At 43.4% G+C, this 20,942-nt stretch carries 15 protein-coding genes and 1 tRNA gene; 9 read left to right on the forward strand and 7 right to left on the reverse strand.

Going from position 1 to position 20,942, the window contains the following annotated elements; genetic code table 11:
• Window positions 1-20 precede the first annotated feature (20 nt).
• On the forward strand, window positions 21-650 hold the full coding sequence (locus tag CLV51_RS16755) for a deoxynucleoside kinase (RefSeq protein WP_106529208.1): 630 nt from the start codon (window positions 21-23) through the stop codon (window positions 648-650).
• A 26-nt stretch (window positions 651-676) separates the two neighbouring features.
• Entirely contained in the window at window positions 677-979 is a 303-nt protein-coding gene (locus tag CLV51_RS16760; RefSeq protein WP_106529209.1) for a hypothetical protein, read from the forward strand.
• A gap of 78 nt (window positions 980-1,057) precedes the next feature.
• Here CLV51_RS16760 and CLV51_RS16765 read toward each other — a convergent pair whose 3' ends face one another.
• Window positions 1,058-2,293, reverse strand: a complete 1,236-nt coding sequence (locus CLV51_RS16765; RefSeq protein WP_106529210.1) for a BaiN/RdsA family NAD(P)/FAD-dependent oxidoreductase — start codon at window positions 2,291-2,293, stop codon at window positions 1,058-1,060.
• A gap of 120 nt (window positions 2,294-2,413) precedes the next feature.
• On the opposite strand from CLV51_RS16765, the gene CLV51_RS16770 reads away from it, so the two are divergent.
• Window positions 2,414-4,870 (forward strand): MG2 domain-containing protein, encoded by a 2,457-nt coding sequence (locus CLV51_RS16770; protein WP_106529211.1) that lies wholly within the window; start codon window positions 2,414-2,416, stop codon window positions 4,868-4,870.
• A gap of 141 nt (window positions 4,871-5,011) precedes the next feature.
• Here CLV51_RS16770 and CLV51_RS16775 read toward each other — a convergent pair whose 3' ends face one another.
• From CLV51_RS16775 to aspA, 3 genes are all read right to left on the reverse strand, one after another.
• A complete protein-coding gene (locus CLV51_RS16775) occupies window positions 5,012-6,175 on the reverse strand; it encodes a porin (RefSeq protein WP_211302031.1) in 1,164 nt (387 codons plus the stop codon).
• A gap of 41 nt (window positions 6,176-6,216) precedes the next feature.
• Entirely contained in the window at window positions 6,217-7,557 is a 1,341-nt protein-coding gene (locus CLV51_RS16780) for an anaerobic C4-dicarboxylate transporter family protein (RefSeq protein ID WP_106529212.1), read from the reverse strand.
• Between the two features lie 153 nt (window positions 7,558-7,710).
• Complete coding sequence (gene aspA, locus CLV51_RS16785) at window positions 7,711-9,114, reverse strand: aspartate ammonia-lyase (RefSeq protein WP_106529213.1); 1,404 nt, start codon at window positions 9,112-9,114, stop codon at window positions 7,711-7,713.
• A gap of 137 nt (window positions 9,115-9,251) precedes the next feature.
• Between aspA and CLV51_RS16790 the strand changes: the two genes are divergently transcribed.
• Window positions 9,252-10,352, forward strand: a complete 1,101-nt coding sequence (locus CLV51_RS16790; RefSeq protein WP_106529214.1) for a lipase family protein — start codon at window positions 9,252-9,254, stop codon at window positions 10,350-10,352.
• Here CLV51_RS16790 and CLV51_RS16795 read toward each other — a convergent pair.
• A complete protein-coding gene (locus CLV51_RS16795) occupies window positions 10,349-10,891 on the reverse strand; it encodes a hypothetical protein (RefSeq protein WP_106529215.1) in 543 nt (180 codons plus the stop codon). The two genes, CLV51_RS16790 and CLV51_RS16795, sit on opposite strands and share 4 nt — an antisense overlap.
• Window positions 10,892-10,999: 108 nt before the next feature.
• On the opposite strand from CLV51_RS16795, the gene CLV51_RS16800 reads away from it, so the two are divergent.
• Complete coding sequence (locus CLV51_RS16800; RefSeq protein ID WP_106529216.1) at window positions 11,000-11,404, forward strand: hypothetical protein; 405 nt, start codon at window positions 11,000-11,002, stop codon at window positions 11,402-11,404.
• Between the two features lie 214 nt (window positions 11,405-11,618).
• Here the strand turns inward: CLV51_RS16800 and CLV51_RS16805 are convergent, their stop codons facing one another.
• Window positions 11,619-12,824, reverse strand: a complete 1,206-nt coding sequence (locus CLV51_RS16805) for a hypothetical protein (RefSeq protein WP_106529217.1) — start codon at window positions 12,822-12,824, stop codon at window positions 11,619-11,621.
• Window positions 12,825-13,482: 658 nt separating this feature from the next.
• Between CLV51_RS16805 and CLV51_RS16810 the strand changes: the two genes are divergently transcribed.
• Window positions 13,483-13,556 (forward strand) — tRNA-His (locus tag CLV51_RS16810).
• Window positions 13,557-13,644: 88 nt separating this feature from the next.
• Here CLV51_RS16810 and CLV51_RS16815 read toward each other — a convergent pair.
• Window positions 13,645-14,610 (reverse strand): glycosyltransferase family 10 domain-containing protein, encoded by a 966-nt coding sequence (locus tag CLV51_RS16815; RefSeq protein ID WP_106529218.1) that lies wholly within the window; start codon window positions 14,608-14,610, stop codon window positions 13,645-13,647.
• Window positions 14,611-14,812: 202 nt separating this feature from the next.
• On the opposite strand from CLV51_RS16815, the gene CLV51_RS16820 reads away from it, so the two are divergent.
• The 3 genes from CLV51_RS16820 (at window position 14,813) to CLV51_RS16830 (ending at window position 20,786) form a co-directional block, all read left to right on the forward strand.
• Window positions 14,813-15,406 (forward strand): DUF445 domain-containing protein, encoded by a 594-nt coding sequence (locus CLV51_RS16820; RefSeq protein WP_106529219.1) that lies wholly within the window; start codon window positions 14,813-14,815, stop codon window positions 15,404-15,406.
• 161 nt (window positions 15,407-15,567) lie between these two features.
• Window positions 15,568-18,147, forward strand: a complete 2,580-nt coding sequence (locus CLV51_RS16825; protein WP_106529220.1) for a TonB-dependent receptor — start codon at window positions 15,568-15,570, stop codon at window positions 18,145-18,147.
• A gap of 167 nt (window positions 18,148-18,314) precedes the next feature.
• Window positions 18,315-20,786, forward strand: coding sequence for a TonB-dependent receptor (locus CLV51_RS16830; RefSeq protein ID WP_106529221.1), 2,472 nt, complete (start codon window positions 18,315-18,317; stop codon window positions 20,784-20,786).
• Window positions 20,787-20,942: the final 156 nt, after the last annotated feature.

Here is a 20,942-nt window from a genome sequence, read left to right on the forward strand (position 1 = left end):
ATCCCTCTAAAAAAACTTTCATGCATTATAAATTTATTACGGTAGAAGGAAATATCGGCGCTGGCAAAACAACACTGGCCAACATGTTATCCCAACATTTTTCAGCGAAACTGATCCTGGAAGAATTTGCCGACAACCCCTTTCTGCCACTTTTTTATGATCGCCCACAGCAGTATGCGTTTCCACTGGAACTGTTTTTTATGGCAGAACGTTATAAACAACTCAAGGAAATGTTGCAGTCGCAGGACCTCTTCAGCGATATGATCATCTCTGATTATCTCTTTATCAAAAGTCTGCTGTTCGCAAAAATAAATCTGCCGGAAGAAGAATATTCCCTCTATCAAAAACTTTTCGATATCATTAATCCACAACTGGTGCAACCGGAACTACTCATCTTTTTAAATGCACCGGTCACCAAATTGCAGGAAAATATCAAAAACCGCAACCGTGTGTACGAACAACAGATCCCGGACGAATATCTCATGAATGTACACGACATGTACATGCAATATATTAAACAACATCCTGTACGTACACTGATGATAGATACCACCAAAGTAGATTTCCTCCGTCAGCCAAAGGACTTCGAAAACCTGCTGCTGGCGCTGGAAAAAGAGTATGAGCCAGGCGTGCATTATCTCAAACTATAATTGTTATCAACCTAAAATTATAACCCGTGGAATTAGCAACCTTTATGACATCACTGAAAGAGGATCATCCTCCCAAAGGCAGCTCAGTATATCTGCAGGCGCTCTGGCTTGATAAAAAAGGGAACTGGACTGCCGCACATGATCTGATTGATAATTTGCCGGGCCGCGATGCTGCCCGTTTACACGCCTATCTCCACCGGGCGGAAGGCGATGAAGGAAATGCATCCTATTGGTATAATAAGGCCGGCGAGAAAAAACCGGCATATGACCTGGAAAAAGAATGGGAAATACTGCTGGAGAAATTTTTGTCTTTCTCCCGATTAGACTGATGATGCTAATCTTTTTATAAATCTTTCAAAAATAATCAGTGTAATCAGCATCATCAGTCTAATCGGGAGAAAGACAAACTACGCTTTCTGCGCTATAGCAGTTGCAGCCACAAACCCACTCGTCCACGCATGCTGAAAGTTGAACCCGCCTGTGATCCCGTCTACATCCATTACCTCACCGGCAAAAAACAAATTGGGTACCAGCCTGCTTTCCATGGTATTAGGATCTATTTCGCTGAGCGTAATACCGCCACAGGTCACAAATTCTTCTTTAAAAGTAGTCTTTCCCTTTACCGGGAACTCCATACTGACCAATAGTTTCAGCAATTTATTCTGATCCTTCGCAGGAAGATCTGCCCAACGCATATCTTCATGAATGCCTGTTTGTTGCAACAGGAACTGCCATAATCTTTGCGGAAGACCGAAAGGATTTTTATTATATAGTTTTTGTTTACCCAGCTCAAAACGCAGTGTTTGCCAGTCTTCCCGCAGGGTATTTTCATTATAGGCAGGCAGCCAGTTCACAATAGCCGTAAAAGTGTATTGCAGTTGTTGTAATTCCCTGGCACCCCAGGCAGATAACCGCAACACTGCCGGGCCACTCATCCCCCAGTGCGTAATCAGCAACGGTCCCTGCTCCTGTAATTTGGTACCGGCTACCTTTACCTGCGCATCCGTAGCTACTCCCATCAGACTGGTAACAGGGTTTCCCGGCATATTAAAAGTAAACAGGGACGGTGCCGGAGGTATAATGCTATGGCCTGTTTGCTCCAGCCAGGCAAATTTACCCGCCTGGGCATAGCCGCCGGCGGCTATGCATAAATAGTCAGCTGTCAGCTCGCGATCATTTTGCAGTTGCAGGCGCCATCGGCCATCAGCGGCCTTTTTAAAGGAAGTTACTTCTGTATTGGTTTGAATGGTGAGCCGGTATTTATCAGCTTCGCGCAGCAAACAATCAATGATGGTTTGTGAGCTATCAGTTACGGGAAACATACGTCCATCGCCTTCTGCCTTCAGTTTCACCCCTCTTTCGGCAAACCAGGCAATCGTATCCGGTACAAAAAATTTCGAAAAAGATTTTTTTACGAAATTTTGTCCGCGTGGATAGCGTTTAGTCATATACGTGATGTCAGGTGCGTTGTGTGTAACATTACAACGACCGCCACCACTCACTTTTACCTTGGATAAGAGCTTCCCTGTTTTTTCCAGCAGCACCACTTCCAGCTGCGGGCATAAACGGGCTGCATTTACCGCACAAAAAAAACCGGCAGCACCACCGCCTGTCACCACTAAACGTTTCTTTTCTGAACTCATTAAAATCTTGTTAAAACCATGGGTTGAGCACGCAATAATAACAAACCTGCCGTAATCTTACTGATTAATCTTCCGAAGTTTATATTTTTACATATATTATACTGGCTCAAATTATAATTCATGCAATCGCACCTAAAGAAAAAGAGACACCACCTGAAATGGCTGGTCCCTGCCGTTCTGTTAACCGGCGTAATGAGTGCACTGGCTATTATACCATCGTCCAATGATTGGTCCGACCGCATAGTAAAGGCATTACAACAATTCAACAACCGCTTTCCGGCAGAAAAAGTTTACCTGCACCTGGATAAAGATTATTACGCTGCCGGCGAAACCATCTGGTTCAAAGGCTATATAACGCTCCAGGGCATGCCCGCTGTGCAGGCTACCAACCTCTACGTAGAACTGCTGGATAAGAATGGCAATATTGTTCAGAAAAAATTAATCGCCATTGGCAATGCCGGCGCTCCCGGTAACTTCGATTTACCGGAAACCCAGAAAGCCGGCGTATACCAGCTCCGCGCCTACACCGCCTGGATGCTCAACTTTGACCCTGCTTTCAGCTACTCCAGAACAATAGAAATATTTGATCCGGCCAAAAAAACACAGCCGGAAGCCGATAGCTCCGCACCCGACTTCGCGGTACAATTTTTCCCCGAAGGTGGTAATCTCATCATTGGACAAGCCAACCAGGTAGCCTTTAAAGCCATCGACAATAACGGTTATCCTATTGAGGTAACCGGGGTGGTGAAAAATTCAAAAGGCGCTACCAGCGCAACTATCAAATCGGTTCACGATGGTATGGGTACTTTTGAAATCACGCCCGCCAGCGGACAGGATGCCTTTCAGGCAGTAGTAAAAAGTGCTAAAGGTCAGTCCAAAACCGTTACGCTGCCTGCTGCTCAGGCTACAGGAGCATCTCTTAAAGTATTCAACAAAGGCGCCCGTATCTTTTATCAGGCGGTACCGGCCAACAGCAACGATTCTTCGCTGAATGACCTGGTGATCATTGCGCAGATGGGACAGCAACTGGTATATAAAGCTACCCTGGATGTAGGGGAAGGTCGTATCAGCGGCTTCATTCCGGCCGACAGACTTCCTTCCGGTATCTTACAGATTACACTTTTCGGAAAAAATGGCCTGCCACTCTCCGAACGTCTGGCCTTTGTGCGCAAAAATGACCTGATGCAAATGGATATCCTGGAATCAGATGTGCATAAAGAACCAAGAACAAAAAATACGTTTGAGCTGAGGTTACCGGATTCCCTGCAAACCAGTATATCCGTTGCCGTTACAGATGCAGATGCGGTACCGGTAGATAAAAATACCAACAACATCGTATCTACCTTCCTCCTGACCTCCGATATCAAAGGAAATGTATATAACCCATCCTGGTACTTCCGCAATGATTCAGCTGCCACATTACAGGCGCTGGACCTTGTGATGATGACCAACGGCTGGCGGCGTTTCAGCTGGGAAAAAATCATTAACAACGAATTTCCGGAAATCAAATACCCTTATGAACAGGGCCTGCTGATGAAAGGGGTGGCTACCATGCTCAATGGTCGCCCTATGCCTACAGGTAAACTGGATATGATCATCCGCCTGCCCATAGACAGCTCTTCGATGTTTGCTTCTGCCCCTATCAATGAAAAGGGCGAATTCCAGATAGCCAATATGGTATTTCCGGACACCGCCTACATCTACTATCAGGGCAATGACCTGGTAAAAAAAGGCGTTGATGTAAATGTGAAATTCGACAATCACTTCTTTGACCGCGCTACACAGGTAAAAATACCTTACCCGCAACGCATACCGCCGGCAGTGGACAATAACGCCCTGAAACAGTTCCTGGCCAATGCTGCAGAAGGCAACAAAGTAAACCGCGCTATCAACAATAAAACGGTATACCTGCAGGAAGTGAATGTAAATGCGAAGAAAGTAAAACCGGTAGAAACAACGGAAAAACGCTATGCCTCCGGTATGTTCTCCGGTGGCGATGGTTATTCGTTTGATCTGACTAAGGAAACACCGATTGCCCTTAACGTTTTTCAATACCTGCAATCCAAAGTAGCGGGCCTGCAAATCAGTGGTGACCTTAGTAATCCATCGCTCTCCTGGCGTGGTGGCAAGCCTGGTCTGTACCTCAATGAAATGCAATCAGATGTTAGCATGCTGAGTACCCTCTCCATTCAGGATATAGCACTCATTAAAGTATTCCGTCCTCCATTTATGGGTGGCTTCGGCGGTGCCAACGGCGCCATTGCGGTATACACCAAAAAAGGTGGCGATAATGCGCAAACACCTGATCCCAGTATCAGAGGCTTTAAACTGTATAAAAAAGCGGGTTACAGCATCGTGAAACAATTCTATTCACCTGACTATTCCGTTAAAAAAGAAGTACACTCACTACCCGATAAGCGTCTCACGCTCTACTGGAATCCGAACGTAGCCGTAGATACACTCACCCATACGGCTAAAGTGGTATTCTATAACAACGATTTCTCCAAACGTTTTCGTTTAGTCGTGGAAGGTATAGCAGATGATGGTAGTGTGGGAAGATTAGAACAGGAGTTCTAGCGTATGTTGTCTGAACTGTGATTTTTATGATTAATATGATTATCCTGATGAACGAAGAATATAGCGAATATCTACACTAAGATCTTCGCTCATCAGGATAATCATATTAATCATAAAAATCACAGTTCAGACAACCTCCGGCTATAAGATTAACAACGGTGCTATCACCCCTACTGAAAAACGGTAATTATCATTGTTCACCATTCCCAGCTTCGTTTGTGCGTAATCGGTATACCTGTATACCCGTCCAACCATATTAGCGTACACTTTCAGGTTCAGATTTTTAAAGGGATACACTTCTACTCCGGGAATATATCCCCATGCAGTACGGAGTTTTTTATTTTTATTGGGATCCGGATTACCATCCCAATAGGCAAAGTCCACCATCCCGGTGAATGCCAGGTGTACCATGTTCGTAATCCGTACATCTGCACTAAGCCAATGGCTCATGTACCTTACACCCTGCACCGCTTTTTTATCCGGTGTAAAGCTGCTTACAATAAGTTTACGGTCCAGGTTTTCCAGGCTCAGCTTAAAATCATATTGCAGCCGGAGATTATGCAGTGTTAATTGATTGCCCAGGGCAATGTAATTCATGTACTGGTGCGTAGCTTCCTTAAAAATGCTATAAGACCAGATAGTGCTGAACTTCCCGTCAAAAAAGGTACCCCGCCAGTTGACAACAGCCGCAAAAGGAAATTTACTTTCTGAGATACCGGGAATGGAATCATACAATTCCTTAAAAGTTTTGGTCCTGCTGTTTAATAGCTGAAAAGTGAACTCATGATTTTTATTTGGCAAATAGCCCAGTCCCGCACCGGTGAGAAAATTATCTGCAAATTCTATGATATCGGAATATTCGTAAATATCGATAGGGTTTGCATCAAACTCATATCCGCCCCAATCGGCGCATAGTTTACCGGCATAAATCTTCCATTTCTCATTAGGGTCAAAACGCAGGAAAGCCAGGTCTGTAGAGCGGCTCAGGTTATCTACTGATTGCGTTGCCGGATCACGGGTATAACGGTCCCTGAAACGGAAATACAGTTTATCTGTCACTTTACCTTTGATCTCCAGCCGGAATTGCTCATTCACAAAGCGGGAACCGGTGTAAGTACCATTCTCAAAATCATTGCGGAAAGCAACACGCATGTTGGCCAGTATATCTATATTATTCAGCAATGATTGTTTGTTAACGGGTATCAGCGGGGTGTGCAGGCTATCATCCTTATCCTCCTGCTGCTGTGCTATCGCAGTAAGAGGTAACAATAACAGGCATGCCATTAGCAGTTTGCGGATATGCATAACAGTTAGATTTCGGGAGTTACCGTCTATTCATCCTATTGCTACCAGAACACTCCTGCCAGGAGGAACCCGGTCGCCACAGCAACAATTGTACTCACAATGCCGGGTATCATAAAGCTATGGTTCACAAGATATTTGCCTATATGTGTACTGCCGGTACGATCAAAGTTAATAGCCGCCAGCAGTGTAGGATAGCCAGGTAAAACAAAATCGCCGTTTACAGCCGGGAACATGGCCACCATATGCGGTGGTATAATGCCCAGCGATAACCCCAAAGGCATAAGGGCTTTGGTGGTGGCAGCCTGACTGAAAAGCAGGATACTGAGTAAAAATAACGCAATGGCAAATGTCCATGGAGCAGCGCGTACCATGTCGCCCAGTGCATGTTCTATCAAACTGGCATTGGTTTGCATGAAAGTAGCGCTCATCCACACTACACCAAAAATAGATACGACAGCCTGCGCGCCGGAATTAAATAAACTTGCTTTGGCTACAGCAGCAGCAGTGGTCCTGCAAAACAACATGATAGCTGCTGCGGCGGCCAGCATCACCAGTTCTATGACAGCAGACATTTTTATATTTCCTTTGGCATCCACCGCCAGGTTGCTGGTACCTTCGCCGAAAGAAGGCAGCATATGCGGGAATGCACCTACCAGCACAATCAGTAAAACAGCCAGGCCAAAAATCAACACAGAGACTTTGGCTCCCGGTAACAGCGGGGCTTGTGCTCCAGCTACATCTGCATTAATACTCTCTGCAAATTCCGGGTCTTTCATTTTTTCCAGGAACAAAGGATCTTTATCCAGGTCCTTGCCTTTTTTCCAACATACCAGCACCCCTGCCAATGTACCAATAATAGTAGCCGGGATACATACTTTCAGGATATCCAACAGCGCTATTTTACCGCTGAGGATAGTGAGTAATGCAGCAGTGGCTGCAGAAATAGGACTGGCAGTAATCGCCAGATGAGCAGCAATAACGGAGATGCTCAATGCCCGCTCGGGGCGTATACGTTTTTTGGTAGAAACTTCTGCAATAATGGGTAACAGTGAATAAGTGATATGTGCCGTACCAGCAAATAAGGTAAATACGTAAGTGACTAAAGGTCCCAGTAATACAATCAGAGAAGGTTTGCTGCGCAGAATTTTTTCGGCCAGTCGTACCAGGTAATCCATTCCCTCTGCGGCTTGTAGCGTGGCTGCTGTAGTTACCACTGCCAGTATAATCAACATTACATCAATAGGAGGATCTGCAGGACGCATCCGGAACAGAAATATATAAATAGCCAATGCCACCATGCCCATCACCCCCAGCCCTATGCCTTTCATACGGGCACCTATTAAGATAGCCCCAAGTAAAATTGCAAACTGTAACCAGATCATATGAAGAATATATATCTGAAGATAACTAATGTCAGCAAAAAATATCCGGTATTCTTATACTGCTATTGGTCTGCAGTAAGGAGGCGGCTTTACCTGATGGTATTATAGATGACCGGCGCAACACGCGCCGGTCATCTATAATACCATATTTCATTACTGAATAAACTGAGGTCTGATCAGGTTATCAAACGTAAAAATTTCATCCCATTTCTCCTGTGTAATCCATTTTTTTTCCTTCACTGCGAGGTCGTGTACGGACTTACCCGTTTCCAGTGCTTCGCGGGCAATGGCGGAACATTTTTCATAACCAATAATAGGATTGAGCTGCGTTACAATACCAATGCTGTTCATCACCATTTCTTTGGTGCGTTCTGCATTGGCAGTAATGCCTACTACGCATTTGTCCTTCAGAGTTTGACAGGCATTACTCATATAAGTGATGGCGGTAAATAATGCAAAAGAAATGGTAGGTTCCATCACATTTAATTGCAGCTGACCCGCTTCCGCGGCCATAGTCACCATCAAATCGGCCCCTATTACGTAGAATGCCGTCTGATTTACTACTTCTGGTATTACCGGGTTTACTTTACCTGGCATAATAGAAGATCCGGGCTGCATAGGTGGCAGATTAATTTCGTTTAGCCCTGTACGTGGTCCGGATGATAACAGCCTTAAATCATTACAGATCTTGGAAACTTTCACTGCAGTGCGTTTCAGCACACCAGATAACTGCACATAGGCGCCGGTATCGTAGGTTGCTTCAATCAGATCCACTGCCAGTAAAAGGTCCAGACCGGTAACAGTGCGTAAATGTTTTGTTACCAGTTCAGCATAACCCTTTGGTGCATTTACACTGGTACCAATGGCAGTAGCCCCCATGTTAATTTCGGAGATCAGGCGTTTGCTGTCTTCAATACGCGATAACTCTTCATTCAGGTTAGTGGCAAATGCTTTGAACTCATCGCCCATGCTCATGGGAACAGCATCCTGTAGCTGGGTGCGCCCCATTTTTAATACATTTCTGAACTCAACACCTTTGTCGCCAAAAGCGTCGGCCAGTTCACCCAGCACACGTTTGTAGCCGGTAAGTTTATTGATCAGGGCTATACGAAAAGCGGTAGGATAAGCATCATTAGTGGATTGTGAACAGTTGACATGATTATTCGGATGACAAAATTCATACTGTCCCTTTTCTTTGCCCATCATTTCCAGGGCTACATTGGCAATTACTTCATTGGCATTCATGTTCACAGAAGTACCGGCACCACCTTGTATCAGATCACTCAGGAACTGATTATTAAACTCACCGGCAATTACGCGGTCAGCGGCTTTGATGATGTATTCTGCAATGTTCTTATCCAGTACACCAAGGTCGCGGTTAGCCATGGCAGCGGCTTTCTTCACATAGCCCAATGCCTGTACAAAAATAGGCTCTACCATCAGCGGAATACCTGTTATATGAAAATTCTCGATTGCACGCAATGTCTGAATACCATAATAAACATCTTGTGGTATTTCCTTTTCACCAAGGAAATCATGCTCCATTCTCTTTGCCATATATAAAGTAATTTAGGCTTGAAAGTTAAACGCTTTTAGAACAATGAAACAGTTCCAATTGTTTTGTTTTATTTTAAAGAAAGTAATATTCAATATCATTTCATTCGTAATTTGTAAGGAGTAATTCGTAATTATCTATGGGGTTCCGTATTTCGCTTATCTGTTTTCTATTTTTATTTTTAGGGAGAGAAAAATCTTTTGCCCAGCACCTTTCTCCGCATTTCAATCCTGTTGAATACGGAGAGCTCCTGAAAATGGGTGATCGTTTAGTGGATACACCATGGACTAAGGTCAGGAGTACCGCTCCCCGCGATTGTAAGCTGGTATACCGTTCGCCAGAAACCGGGCTTGTTAACAGCTGGGATTTGTGGCTGCGTGAGGATTCAGTAGCCATCATTGTTATACGCGGCACCAATGGCACCAATACTTCGTGGCTGGAAAATTTTTATGCCGGCATGATTCCGGCGCAGGGAACAGTAAAACTAAACGACAGTACCTCCTTTCCTTATAAGGTAGCAGAAAATCCCAGGGCATACGTACATGCTGGTTGGATGATTGGCGTAGCTGCTATGGCACCGGACATTGTCAGTAAAATAAATACCTACTACCGGCAAGGCATACACGAATTTATAATTTTTGGTCATAGCCAGGGTGGAGCTATTGCGTTCTTACTGCGGTCTTATCTGCAATACGCGGAGGGCATCCCCAAAAACATCATCTTTAAAACCTATAATAGTGCCGCACCTAAACCAGGCAACCTCTATTACGCCTATGATTATGATTACATCACGCGCGATGGCTGGGGCTTACGGGTAGTGAATGCGCGGGACTGGGTACCGGAAACACCTTTCTCCCTGCAAACCTCGCATGATTTCAATACTGTCAATCCATTTACAGATATAAAGGGCGCATTAAAAAAACAGAAATGGCCGGTACGTGGAGCGTTGAATTATGTGTATGGCCGGTTGGATCGTCCCTCTAAAAGAGCTGCACGCCGCATGCAGCGCATACTGGGCAAAATAGCATACAAACGGGTACAAAAAATACTGCCGGAATATCAGCGACCGGATTTTGTAAACAGTCACAATTATACCCCGGCAGGCACACCGGTTATTTTATATCCTGTAGCCGGCTATGATGAAAAGTTTGCCTTCGATGGCAAAAACATCTTCATACATCATATGTTTGAACCCTACAGGTGGCTGCTGGAGCAGATCTACCATGTAGACGCCGATTAGTCGTTACCACTTTTGTCTCCCGTAAACCAATGCTCCTTATCCCTGAACAATACGTTGAAGGTGGTTAAGGAGCCATAGATACGGGTAATGTATTGCTGCATATTCACCTTCTCTTCATCGGTGAGCACTTTATGGCTGTTGATATTTTGTTCCAATACACGCAGCCGGTCGCGCAGCATCACAATCTTGTGAAAGAACGTTTCAATCGGCAGGTCTTTTGCTTTCAGCGTGGTATCTCCGGGCTGCAATACAAGCGTACCGCCTTTCCAGCGATCACCCAGTGACACCACCTCCGTAATACCGCCCCAGAGGCGCAGGATCTTCAGCAGCGAGGTTTCCACATCAGAGGCCGTTTCTACTTCAGCCGTCGCATTTTCCGCTACTAACACTTCAAATAAGGGATCTGTTTTATCGATCATCTTGATCCCATGGTCCATAAATGTAACACGGTACTGGGCATATTTAACTGCCACCACTACACCAGGACCAAAATGTGCGTGTTGTACCCTTGAACCGATACCAAGCGTGAGTTCTTCCATTATTTTTTTTATCAAACATAAGTAATTCCGGGGAAGCAATTTCCTAACATTTGTTAAGGCAGGGAACTGTATATACACTTACTTTTATGCTGTATAAACACATCCCATATGACACCTTCAGCCAAACTAATGTGTGGTTTAACACTTATTACCGTCCCAACAATTGAATTTGGCGGCTACTTCCTGTTGAAAATAATCAGTGGCAAACTACCTGCGCTTCCACTCACTCCCTTTCAGAAATCCATGTTCCGGGCAGGGCATGCGCATGCCGGTGTATTGGTTATCCTATCCCTGGTTTGCCAGATACTGGCAGATGAAACGCAACTGAGCAATTCTTTGACATGGTTTGTTCGTATAGGCGTTCCGGTAAGTGCCATTTTAGTCAGCGGAGGTTTCTTTGCTGCAGCCGGTGGCAAACAATTGGAGAAGCCCAATAAGTTCATCAGTATATTGTATGCGGGGGTATTTTTGCTGGCGGGATCGGTAGTAGTATTGGGGATAGGGTTATTATAAAGAAGCCTTCGGCCTTTGTCTTTTCTTTAGCATGATTAGACTGATTAAGATGATTATTCTGATTTTATTTTCTTCATTCAAAATATCCATATCTGTTTTAGAAGATCTTTCTAAAAGTCAGCAGAGATATTAAACAGAAAGAAATAAAATCAGAATAATCATCTTAATCAGTCTAATCATGCTAAAGAAAAGACAAAGGCCGAAGGCCTTCCCACTACTCCTTCACTTTATTCAGGAAATAAGACAACTTAAACAGCAGCTCATCCTGCAAACCTGCACGCAGCTTGGCTTCCTCATCGGTAATGCCTAAGCGGCGAAGGCGTTGATAATATACATAAGAGCCGCCTATTAACTCCAGGCATTCTTCTATTTTACGTTTCACCTCAGCATCTTTAGTACGCTTTTCAAATTCTTTTTTTGTGAGAATTTTATCAACAAAGTAGAAGTTATCTTTATCTTCTACCCACTTGGTACCCTCTCTGTGCTGGGGTTTGTATACTTCCAGGTAACAGTTATCAAGTTTCAGTACATCACCGAATTCTGCACGTATATCTACCACAGTAGGTTTCTCTGCTGATGGATTACCCAAACGTTTTTTGATATGATTACTGATCTCCACACCCAACTCATCACTGCTCATCAGTATCTGGTTAAGCTCTGAAAACTCCAGACTGATGGTAATACGGGTATAGCCTCTTCCACTTTTGATTTTGCCAAACAAACTCGGGGTTGTTTGCTCATCAAAAATGATATCTTCTACCTGTACCTTGGTAATGGTTTTATAATTAGGTGTATAGCCTTCTTCTGTAGGAGTAGCGCGCTTATTCACCAGCCTCTCAGGATCCTGCCGGCGGGTATACTGAATAAAATCATCTACAAAACGAAGCTCTTCCTTTTTCAGTTTGGCATACAACTCATGCGTGGAATGATTATGTATTTTGCTCAATAACATCAGATCATTCCAGCTGTCAAAGTGCTGCATTTTTTTAAGTTCATCCAGGATATCTGCTGCCGCCATATTACGACGATAGTATAGTTCCCCTATTAGAAACAATGCATATTCCTGCGCCGGGTAGCCCAGTTCCGGCAGCACATCATACGGACTGCGTTTTTGCTCACGGGCGCTCTCCAAAAGATCTATATCCGACATAACTGGTGCCAGCAGGTATTTACGTGCGGCGGACCTTAATTTTTTGCTTACAAAATCCAACAGCTGGTCACTTACATGACCGTGATGTACAAAATCATGTAGTATTTGTACAAAGCGCCGGGATGTAGGTAATCCAAACTGTGAAAGAATATCATTTTCCATGTCCAGCACGTCCTCAAAACCAGGTTCCTCCTTTCCAGGCTTCACCCGCTGGTCCATTTGCTGGTAGCGTTGATAATATTCCTGCAACTTCAGTTTTAGCTGATCCATAATATATATATAATTAAATATTAAATACTTATCGTAACAAATCAATAGTCTACAGGAAAATTGTCATTTTTTCGTAATCCGGGCTACATATCTAAACCTGATGGCCAAAACACCTGAAAACAGGCGCTCTCTAATGCCATAAACATAACATTAAGCTGATAATCAACTACTTATAAAAACGGGAATGAAATGGGAAAGTGCGCAAAGATAAGCCTTTTCGGGAAGTGAACAAAAAGGACAAAGATTTTAGGATTGAATTGTCTGAACCAGGATTTTTAGGATTGAATGGATTACCCCGATGGGTGTTATATTGTTTAGTATTTTATATAAATATCTCCGTGCATCAGGATCATCATACTAATCATAATAATCATAGTTCAGACAATACTTGTTATGTCTTCTTCGCAAAAAAACATAACACCCATCGGGGTAATCCATTCAATCCTAAAAATCCTGGTTCAGACATCATTCATATAAAACAACATAACACCTATCTTAATAATCTATTCACTCTTTTTTAATCGGAGTTCATTTGCGTTTTGATATCCATATATAACCTGCTGAAAATTTTTTTTAAAAATATTTGGAAATTAAAAACGCTTTCGCTTATCTTTGCACTCCCAACAACGGAATAACACACAAGAATAACGATAAAACGGTGGTTGTAGCTCAGTTGGTTAGAGCATCAGATTGTGGTTCTGAGGGTCGAGGGTTCGAAACCCTTCAATCACCCAAAAAACAAAAAAGGCTTCTGTAAAAAGAAGCCTTTTTTGTTTTATTTATTTTGAAAGAAGGGCACCATTAACCCGGTGCCCTTCGCTTATTTGCTGGTAAGCAGCTTATGAATTTTTGAATGAAGACCATTAAAACAATCGGCAATATATTCAGCAGCATGCGGCTGAAACTTAGGCTGGTTTATAAAGTCGGCATAGCGCCTGGGATGATGGTGTAATTCTTCAACCTGCTTATTCAGGCTGGCAAGACTACCACGGCCATCATAAAACAAAATAGCATCCTTGTTTAAAACATCCGGCTCAGGATTATTATTGCTTCCCCAGTAAATAGGTATCGTATTGCTTTTGATAGCATCAAATATTTTTTCTGTTACATACCCTTCCTTATTCGTGTTTTCAGGGCAGATATTAAATTTATAACTGCCGATAAACTTCCCCTTATCATCATTAAATACCTCCTTTAGCTCGTTTGTATTATTGAGGTACCTCCCGGCACTGGCCACCTTATCAATCTTACTCAAACTCCTGAACAAATTGGTTCTGATATTCTTTTTGTCGTGGCTGCAAACCAGGGAGGCAAATTTTTTATCCTTATCAGCACATAAATCTTTGTTGACAAATCCGGAAATTACCTGCTTAATCATTTTACTATCTGCAGTGGGTTGAAAAGAATAATCTATCCATATTGGAAATCGCTGATAATATTCTTCATTCACATAATCAAACCCTACAGCAATATCCACAATACCCTTGCAATGGTCTTTGTACTTCGGGAAACGACGCAGGTTTTCACCGGTGTAAAATAACTTCACCCTGCTCTCGCTTAACTTAATGGCTTTTTTAGGCCCGAAAACAGAACTTATTAAAAGAGAATTATTTTTGTCCAACAGTGACGAAAAATGATGCACAATAAATTGATAAAGCCATAATTCTTTCGGTTTTTGTGAAGTCCAGAAATTTAACGCTTCAATATGATTGTCATCAGGATGATAGGCATAATCTACAGATTCTCTATATAAGCCCATCTGCGCTAAAAGCGATTTTAAAGTCATATAAGTTATTTGGCCTGGGAAAATGATACTTCTTATGATCGATCGACAAATATATCACAAAAGATTTATAGGTAGGATTACACCCAACATTAAGCCCATTAAAAAATGGGCTCGTTAAAAGAATTTTTTTATTAAATTATTTATTGATTTTTAGATTTTTAAATTTGTGAAAATTCAACATCACTAAATCCGAAAATATTCAATGATTTATCTCATTCCATTTATAGCAGCAATCATTGGTTGGCTGATCAATAGCCTCGCCGTTAAAATGCTCTTTCATCCCCGTAAACCGGTAAAACTGGGCTTTATTACCCTCCATGGCCTGTTTCCCAAAAGACAACAGGACCTGGCCGCTAAAATAGGAGCACTGGTAGGTCAACAGTTTTCTTTTGAAGATATCAAGACCAAATTAACAGATCCTCAAAAGATCAAAAAAATTATACCCCTGGTAGAGGTGCATCTGGACAGCTTCCTGCGCGAGAGATTACCCAAAGCCATGCCCGTATTATCGATGTTTATTGGCGACAGTATCATACAACAAATCAAATCCCACCTGGTGGCGGAACTGGATACCCTGTTCCCTGTAATGATCAATCAATATCTCGATAATATTCAGCAGGAGCTGGACTTTGAAAAAATAGTGTCCCTGAAAATCGAGGGTATTTCTGCTGAACAACTGGAAACATTGACAGATCAATTACTGCATAAAGAACTGCAAAGCTTTAAATTATTGGGTGCTGTAAGCGGACTAATCATTGGCCTCGTAGCCATGGGTATCTCGCTCTGGCAATACTAAAAAAGCGATCTCTGTTAACTACTGTTAAGACCTTTTAGCGCTCATTTTTGCGATTTGCTGCGGATAAAAATCCCACTCATCACAATCTCAAACCATCCATACCGATACCCCGATACATTTGTCCTTATCTGATAAGAAAGTCCGGATAAAAAACGATAAGGATGAAAAAATGCTATGCGGTAATTACTGGTTTGTTGTTGTGGCAGGCGCACACTTTTGCGCAGACGCCTAAAGCAAAAGCGCCACAGCAACAGCAGGGACAAGGGCAACAGGCAAGGCCCAATATGCCGCAGATCGGCCATTTGTATGGTAAACTCATCGATGCAAAAACCGGGAAGCCCATTGAATACGGATCCGTCACCTTACTTAAACTACGCGATTCTTCCCTGGTAACCGGCATGCTCACTAAAGCCAATGGCGATTTCAGCCTCGAAAACCTACCCTTTGGCCCGCTGATTTTGCGGATCAACTTCATGGGATATACCAGCATGCAGAAAAAAGTGACCATCACCGGGCAAACGATGGAACAGGATCTGGGTAATATCAAAATGCAGCAAAACATAAAAACACTGCAAAGCGTGGAAGTGACCGGGCAGAAAAGCGCGTTCACCATGGGCATTGATAAAAAAATATTTAACGTAGACAGAAACCTTACCAGCGTAGGTGGTACCGCACAGGATGTACTGAAAAGCATACCTTCCGTAAACATAGACCTGGATGGAAATGTAACCGTTCGTAATGCGGCGCCTAATATTTTTGTAGATGGAAAACCATCTACCCTAACGCTGGACCAGATTCCGGCAGATGCTATTGAAAGTGTGGAACTCATTACCAATCCTTCTGCTAAATATGATGCAGAAGGCATGTCAGGTATCCTCAATATTGTGCTGAAGAAAAACCGGAAAGCCGGCTTCAATGGCGCAGTGAATGCAGGCATAGGCACTGGCAACAAATACAACGGTGGTGCTAACATCAACATACGCCAGGGTAAATTCAATGTATTTGCCAACTACAATATCAACTCCAACCATAACTGGGCCGATGGAAGTACCAACCGCAGCAACTACCGCAGCAAAGGCGCTGTCAGCGATACCAACTACCTGCTGCAAAACAGTAACAGCACAAGCAAACCACTGTTTCAGTTTGGGCGCTTTGGCCTGGATTATACACTGGACAATCGCAATACCATTTCCCTGGCACAAAATATAGTAGGCGGCGATTTCAAAAGTCATGAAAATCTTTCCAGCATCTTCTCAGACAAAGACCATCATGCTACCGGCCAAAGCAATCGTATCAATGATAATAATTTTAACTTCCGCAACTACACTACCCTGCTGAGTTTCAGGCATACATATGCCAAGCCCAATAAGGAATGGACGGCGGATATGAACTATAACAGCAGCAGCAATGGCCGCAGTGGAGATTATATCACACAGGCACAAAACGCAATGGGCGCGCCAATCGGACAAGCCTTAATGCAAAATAATACCACCAGCGGTAAAACAACTTTCATGACCATCCAAACGGATTACACTAATCCGGTTGGCAAGAACGGTAAGCTGGAACTGGGTGCCAAAGCCACCTTACGTAACTATACCAGCTTATACAATGTGTATGATAAAGACACCATCACCGGTGAGTATATCAACAATCCCTTGTTATCCAACAACTACAAATACAACGAAGAAATTTATGCTGGGTACGCCAATTTTGCCAATACCATTGGTAATTTTGGCTATCAGGCAGGTTTGAGAGTAGAACAATATGTATACGCCGGTGAAAATGAAGGTGTAAAATACAAACCTACCAAAGCTGTTCCAGGCCTATACCCCAGCCTGTTCTTATCACAAAAGCTGAAAAAAGACCAGGAGCTGCAATTAAATTATTCCCGTAGAGTAAACAGGCCCAGCTTCTTCCAGTTAATTCCTTACCGCGACTACAGTGATCCGCAAAATCAACGCGAAGGGAATCCTAATCTGAAACCGGAATACACTAACAGCCTGGAGTTTTCCTATGTGAAAAACTGGACTAACAGTAACTTCCTCGGCAGCGTTTATTTCAGGAATACCAACAATATGATCTCTACCATCAGTACGCCCATAGGCGCTGATACGCTGCTCACACAATTTATCAATGCCAACAGAAGCAATTCCTATGGCGCAGAGCTGACCATGAAAAATCAGATCGTAAAAGGCTGGGATCTGACCACCAACGTGAACCTGTATCAAACAGATATGAAGGTAAATGCAAATGGTCAGAACTTCGATAACAGCGGCTTTAGCTGGTTTGGTAAAATAAATTCCGAAACAAAGTTACCTGCTAATTTTACCGTGCAGGTAAATGCCACTTACCAGGCACCTACTATTGCCCTGCCTGCATCAAGCGGCAGTGGTGGTGGCGGGCGCGGTGGTGGTGGTGGCGGGTTTAACCAGATTCCGTCTTCCGCACAGGGTACGATCAAAGGCTTCAGCACAGTAGATCTGGCAGTAAGAAAAGACTTCCTCAAAAACAAGGCAGCTTCACTTACGCTTAGCTTATCGGATATATTTAATACCCGTCAATATGAGCTGAACCAGGCATCACCAGCGTTTGCGCAGGACTATATCCGCAAACGCGAATCCCGTATCCTCAAACTCAACTTCAGCTACCGCTTCGGTAAGTTTGATACCGCACTGTTTAAAAAGAAAAAGAAAGACCAGAACAACGATACGCAAATGGGCGACCAGATGCAAAGTTTCTAAACATATTAAAGTCGGTGAATGCAAACCACAGGCCGGTAAGTAGCGCTCAAGTGCTCTGCCGGCCATGTTTTTTTATGTACCACTCATCATAATTCGTTAACGTTTAAACAACCGCCTGTTACTTTTACGTGTATCTCTGACAATTGCTATAGTTGCTAAATCCACGCATGCGAAATTTTATATTATTACTATTCCTGCCGTTCGTTATTACATATAACGTTAACGCACAAACGCCAATTACGGCAGCACTGAAAGTATCCGGTAAAGTAGCGGACATCACCACCGGCAAACCGGTGGAATACGCATCGGTGGTACTGCTGCGACAGGCAGATTCTTCCATGGTAACAGGCGCCTACACTTCCCCTGCAGGTGGTTTTTCATTAAATAATATCACACCGGGTATTTATATATTGCGTATCACTTTCATGGGATATGAAAAACTCGAGAAAGCAATAAGAGTGGTGGAAGGCAAAAATACACTCGCCGGAACCCTGCGCCTGCAGCCTGCCGGCAAAGTATTGAACGCCGTGGAGATCAAAGCAGAAAAACCATCTTTTTCCATGCAGATCGACCGGCAGGTATTTGACGCCGGCAATATGATCAACGCAGAAGGTGGTACGGGCACGGATATACTAAAAAATATTCCCAGTGTAGATGTGGACATAGATGACAACATCACCCTGCGCGGTAAAAGCGTTACCATTTATGTAGATGGCAAACCCTCCCCTTTTGGAGATGCAAAAACAGCCCTGCAAATGATTCCGGCCGAAAGCATTGACCGCGTGGAAGTGATCAACAATCCCTCCGCCAAGTTTGAAGCACAGGGCAGTGGCGGCATCATCAACATCGTACTGAAAAAGGATAAAGCCATTGGTTATAATGTAATGTTTAATGTTGGCGGAGCTACCCGTGGAGAAGGCTTTGGTAGCGCCAATGCCAGCTTACGTATGAAACGATTCAACTTCTTTGGTAATTATAACGGTCGCTATGAAGCCGTCAATGGTAGCGGCTACAGCTACCGCCAGAACCTGGTAGCGGACAGCAGCCATACACAATTTTTCTCTCAGGCGAGCAAAAACGAGAACCATAATGTCAACAACGGCGGGCGTTGGGGCTTCGACTATTTTATGGATGACCACAATACCTTCACCATCTCAGAAGGTGTGAATTATAACACAAACCGTAACGAAGATCACATCTTCCTTAATTACCTGGATGAAGCGTATCAACCATTACGTAATGGTCAACGTACCAACAACAGCCATAACAACAGTAATAACAACAATACCAACCTTAATTATAAACACACTTTTGATAAACCCAACCAGGAGCTGACAGCTTACATCAGCTACAGTGGCAATAAAAGTAACAACTACAGCGATTACAATACACAATACCACACCATAGGCGTAGACACCTTACCTAATGCCAACAAACAAAATAATACCGGCATTAATGGCAACCGTTTCTGGAATATGCAATCGGACTACACCTCTCCCATTGGTCAAAAAGGTAAGCTGGAAGCGGGTGTGAAAGGCACGATGCGTCATATCGATAACAACTATACCGCGTTGATATATGATTGGAATGTAAAAGATTATGTGGTAAGTCATGCCTTATCCAACCAATATAATTATGAAGAAGATATTTATGCCGGATACATCAACTATGCCAATGCCATTGGCAATCTGGGTTACCAGGTAGGTGTACGTGCGGAGCAGTCGCACCTCAAAGGCTACGCTGTTACCAGGGATACCACGGTAAATAACCGTTTCTTCAATCTCTTTCCGAGTGTGTTTTTTAAATACAACATGCCAAAAAATCAGAACCAGAGCCTGGTATTTAACTATTCTACCCGAATAGACCGGCCAAATTTTGATCAGCTGCTGCCCTACATCAACAACTCCGATCCGCAAAATATACGCATCGGAAACCCTGAACTGCAGCCGGCATTGTCGCATAAGTTTGAGATAAGTTATTCCGAATATTATCCCAAATCCAATAATTACATGAGTATCAGTACTTACTATGCACAAACCAATGATAACATTGACCGCATCAGTACATTGGATACTATCAGCGGTATTACTACCACTAAACCCATGAACCTGGCTACCCAGCAAAATATTGGTGGCAATGTGTCCTACAGTCTGAATATTACAAAATGGTGGAAAGTATGGGCCAACCTGAACCTGGAATACAATAAGCTCACCAGCATCACGGTGAACAATAAAAATTTCAGCTATGGCCTGAACGGCAACACACAATTTCGTTTACCCGGCAAAGTTAGTATAGAGCTGAGCGGTCATTTCCGTTCACCCAGGATACAGCCCCAGGGCACCTTTAAAGCCATGAATGGTATGGACTTTGGCATTCGTAAGGAACTGCTGAAAAGCAAGGCACTCGTAGTGGCCCTGAATATTTCTGACATCCTGAATACACAACAATTTAATTCTCATTACGAAACGGCTACGTTCATACAGGACTACGACCGCAAACGTACTACCCGCTTCATTCGCCTCAATATTCGTTATCGTTTTGGCAAAATGGATCCAAACCTGTTTAAGAAAAAGAAACCACAGGAAGAGGAAGAAAAGCATGAAGAGGAAAAGCCTAAAGAAGGTGGAGGAAGGCTTTGATATGGTGGCCGGCCTTCGGCCGGGTAAATTATCTTTCTCCCGATTTTTCTGATTAACCGTGATTTTTCTGATTTTTTTAAGCAGATCACTAATTAGCGAAGATCGAAGCGGATGTCATATAACCATCTGCTTCGATCTTCGCTAATCAACTAATAC

The sequence above is a fragment of the Chitinophaga niastensis genome, from assembly GCF_003014755.1.
Taxonomy (GTDB): domain Bacteria; phylum Bacteroidota; class Bacteroidia; order Chitinophagales; family Chitinophagaceae; genus Chitinophaga; species Chitinophaga niastensis.